Genomic DNA, 3,790 nt, shown 5'->3' with positions numbered 1-3,790 from the left:
GGCTCATCGGCCGTGGCCGGGGTGTCGTCCGTGGTGTCGGCGGGGGCCTCGGTCGCGGGGGCGTCCTCGGCGGGGACCTCGGTCGCGGGGACCTCGGCGTCACCGGTCGCGGGGACCTGGGCCTCGCCGACCTCGGGCGTCGGGGCCGCGGCGGCCTCGTCCTGGGCGCGCTGCTGCTCGTCGGGCGTCTCGGTCACTGGGTCTCCACTCCCTCGATGGTGACGGGGGTGGCCGGGGCGCCGTCCGTGGCACCACCGCTCACGCCCGCGTCAGCGACTGCCTGCACGACGTCGAGGCCCGACGTGATGCGGCCGAACACGGTGTAGCCCCCGGCGTCGTCCGCCGGGATGGTCGAGTCCTCGTAGACGAGGAAGAACTGGCTGCCCATCGACTCGCCGTTCCCGCCCTGGCGCGCCATCGCGAGGGTGCCGGCCGGGTAGACGTCGTCCGCGGGGGCGTTCTCGATCGGGCCGAAGGCGTAGCCGGGGCTGCCGGTGCCGGTGCCGGTGGGGTCGCCGCACTGCAGGACGTAGATCCCGCTGGTGGTGAGGCGGTGGCAGGCCGTGCCGTCGAAGTAGCCCTCCTGCGCGAGGGTCACGAAGTTCGCGACGGCCTGCGGCGCGGCCGCCCCGTCGAGCTCGACGCCGATCTCGCCCTGGCTGGTGCTGATCGTCCCGGTCCAGGTGCGGCCCTCGGCGAGCGACGCCTCGGGCAGCACGCCGCCGTTGCCCAGGCGCTCCGCGCCGGTCGTCGGCGTCGCGGTGGCCGTCGGGGCGTCGGTGGCGCCGGAGCCTGCCGCGGCGTCGTCGCCGCCGGTCGCCAGGAGCGCGGCGGTGACGGCCACGCCGAGCACGAGCACGCCGACGACCCCGCCGGCGATGATCTGCTGGCGGCGGCGGCGCGCGTGCTTCTGCGCCTGGCGCTGCTGCCACTTCTCGTACCGGCGGCGCTCGTACTCGCGCTCGCGCTTGCTGGACGGCACGCACTCTCCTCGGTCTCGGCGTCGGCGGGTCACCCGTGCGCGGGCACGGGTGCGCCCGCGCCCGCCGGACAGTCTAGGCAGCCGGGGGTGTCCCGGGTGACCCGCGCCGTGCGCCTGCGTGCCGGGGGCCCCGCGGACCGCCGCTAGCGTGGCGACGTGCGCATCCTCGGCCTGACCGCTCCCGTGTTCGCCGCGGCCTGCTACGTGGTGGCCGCGGACGACGGCGACTGCGTCGTCGTCGACCCCGGCGGGGGCGTCGCGGACGCCGTCCGGCGCACCGTCGCGGAGCACGGTCTGCGGATCGCCGGCGTCGTCGCGACGCACGGCCACGCGGACCACGTGGCCGACGCCGGTGCCCTCGCCGCGGAGGCGGGCGTGCCGCTCCGGCTGCACGCCCGGGACGCATACCGGCTCGCGGACCCGCTGGGCACGCTCGGCCTCGGCGGGGCCGCCGACCCGGGCGTCGCGGCGGCGCTGCGGTCGGCGGCCGGCGCGGCCGGGCTGGACCCCGCGACGTTCGGCCGGGTCGACGCCGCGCTGGTGGCACCGTTCGGCGACGGCGACGCCGCGCGCACGCCCGACGTCGTCCTGACCTTCGGCTCGGTGACCCTGGTGGCCCGGCACGCGCCCGGCCACACCGAGGGCTCGACGCTCTAGCTGCTCGCCACGGGTGCCGAGGGCGTGGCGTTCACCGGCGACGTCCTGTTCGCGGGGTCGGTCGGCCGCACCGACCTGCCCGGCGGGGACCCGGCCGCGATGGCCGCCACCCTGCGCGACGTCGTCGGGGCGCTGCCGCCCGGCACGCACGTCCTGCCGGGCCACGGGCCCGCCACGCGGGTGGACGCGGAGCTGGCCACCAACCCGTACCTGGCAAACTGACCCGCATGGCACGTCCGACTCCTCTGTCCGGTTTCCCCGAGTGGCTCCCCGACGGCCGCGTGGTCGAGCAGCACGTCCTCGACACCCTGCGGCGCACGTTCGAGCTGCACGGCTTCGCCGGCATCGAGACCCGGGCGGTCGAGCCGCTCGACCAGCTGCTGCGCAAGGGGGAGACCTCCAAGGAGGTGTACGTCCTGCGCCGGCTCCAGGAGGAGGGCGACGAGACGGACCGGTCGGGTCAGCTCGGCCTGCACTTCGACCTCACCGTGCCGTTCGCGCGGTACGTCCTGGAGAACGCCGGGCACCTCGCGTTCCCGTTCCAGCGCTACCAGATCCAGAAGGTCTGGCGCGGGGAGCGCCCCCAGGACGGCCGGTTCCGCGAGTTCGTGCAGGCGGACATCGACGTGGTCGGCGCGGGCGACCTGCCCTACCACTACGAGGTCGACCTGCCCCTGGTCATGGCGGAGGCGCTCGGCGCCCTGCGGGACATCGGTGTGCCGCCGGTGCGGATCCTGGTGAACAACCGCCGCGTCGCCGAGGGCTTCTACCGCGGCATCGGCCTGACGGACGTCGAGGGTGTGCTGCGCAGCATCGACAAGCTGGACAAGATCGGGCCGGAGAAGGTCGCCGACCTGCTGGTGGCCGAGGCGGGCGCGACGCCCGAGCAGGCGCGGGCGTGCCTCGACCTCGCGGCGATCTCCGGTGGCGACGCGGGCGTGGTCGACCGGGTCCGTGAGCTCGGGGCGGCGCACGGCGTCGAGTCCGCGCTGATGGAGCAGGGCCTGGGCGAGCTGCGCCAGCTGATCGAGGCCGCGGCGGTGCGGGCGCCCGGCGTGGTCGTCGCGGACCTGAAGATCGCCCGCGGGCTCGACTACTACACCGGCTCGGTGTACGAGACCGTGCTGGTGGGTCACGAGCAGCTCGGCTCGATCTGCTCCGGCGGTCGCTACGACACGCTGGCCTCGGACGGCAAGCAGACCTACCCGGGCGTCGGCCTGTCGATCGGCGTCTCCCGCCTCGTGTCGCGGCTGCTGTCGGGCGGGCTGGTCCGGGCGACCCGCGGCGTCCCGGCGGCCGTGCTCGTCGCGGTGACGACGGAGGAGAGCCGGCCGGCGTCGGACGCCGTGGCGACGGCGCTGCGTGCGCGCGGTGTGCCGGTGGAGGTGGCGCCGACCGCCGCCAAGTTCGGCAAGCAGATCAAGCACGCCGACCGGCGGGGGATCCCGTACGTGTGGTTCCCCGCGGCCGAGGACGGCGCGGCGGACCAGGTCAAGGACATCCGGTCGGGCGAGCAGGGCGACGCCGACGCGGCCACGTGGGCCCCGCCGGCCGAGGACCTCTGGCCGCGGGTGGTGCCGGCCGAGGCCTGAGCGGGGCGGGCGCCGCCGGTCGGGTCAGGCCAGGGCGGCGACCCCCGCGTTGAGGGTGGTCGCGTACAGGACCCACGCCAGGTAGGGGCCGAGCAGCCACGCCACCCACGGGGTGAGGCGGTGGAACGCGACGATCGTCGCCACCAGCGCGACCTCGAGCGCCAGGATGATCGCCAGCCCGGCGCCGAGCTGCTCGGCGCCGAAGAACACGGGGGTCCACGCGGCGTTCAGCGCGAGCTGCACCCCGTACAGCACGAGGGCCGTGGTCGCGGCGCGGCCGTGCCGTCGCCAGATCAGCCAGGCCGCGACCGCCATCACGACGTACAGCACCGTCCAGACCGGGCCGAACACCCAGTTCGGGGGAGTCCACGCGGGCTTGTCGGCGTCCGCGTACCAGCCGTCGACGCCGGAGGTCGACGCCAGACCGCCGCCGAACGCCACGGCGGCGTTCACCACGAGCAGGCCGACGAGCACCGGCCAGCCGCGGGTCGCCCGTCCGGTGCTCGTGCCCGCGCCCGCGGCGTCGCGGCGGGCGGGTCGGCTCGGGGCGGGCTGGGCC

The 3,790-nt window shown here is 76.2% G+C and carries 3 protein-coding genes and 2 pseudogenes; 2 read left to right on the top strand and 3 right to left on the bottom strand.

Annotated features, from left to right (window positions below):
* Window positions 1-197: pseudogene (locus MHY85_RS20525) on the bottom strand (2-oxoglutarate dehydrogenase, E2 component, dihydrolipoamide succinyltransferase); the annotation flags it as partial.
* On the bottom strand, window positions 194-982 hold the full coding sequence (locus MHY85_RS20520; RefSeq protein WP_239200214.1) for a peptidylprolyl isomerase: 789 nt from the start codon (window positions 980-982) through the stop codon (window positions 194-196). The pseudogene MHY85_RS20525 and the gene MHY85_RS20520, both read right to left, overlap by 4 nt.
* 156 nt (window positions 983-1,138) lie before the next feature.
* Here MHY85_RS20520 and MHY85_RS20515 point away from each other — a divergent pair.
* Both MHY85_RS20515 and hisS read left to right on the top strand, forming a co-directional pair.
* Window positions 1,139-1,861 (top strand): annotated as a pseudogene (locus tag MHY85_RS20515) (MBL fold metallo-hydrolase).
* 5 nt (window positions 1,862-1,866) lie between these two features.
* Window positions 1,867-3,231 (top strand): histidine--tRNA ligase, encoded by a 1,365-nt coding sequence (hisS, locus tag MHY85_RS20505; RefSeq protein ID WP_239200205.1) that lies wholly within the window; start codon window positions 1,867-1,869, stop codon window positions 3,229-3,231.
* 24 nt (window positions 3,232-3,255) lie between these two features.
* Here the strand turns inward: hisS and MHY85_RS20500 are convergent.
* On the bottom strand, window positions 3,256-3,790 hold a 535-nt coding region (locus MHY85_RS20500), incomplete at its 5' end, for a TspO/MBR family protein (RefSeq protein ID WP_239200202.1).

The sequence above is a fragment of the Cellulomonas sp. ACRRI genome (assembly GCF_022346185.1).
Taxonomy (GTDB): domain Bacteria; phylum Actinomycetota; class Actinomycetes; order Actinomycetales; family Cellulomonadaceae; genus Cellulomonas.
Note: the sequence above shows the minus strand (reverse complement) of the source record. Positions and strands in the feature narration are given on the sequence as shown.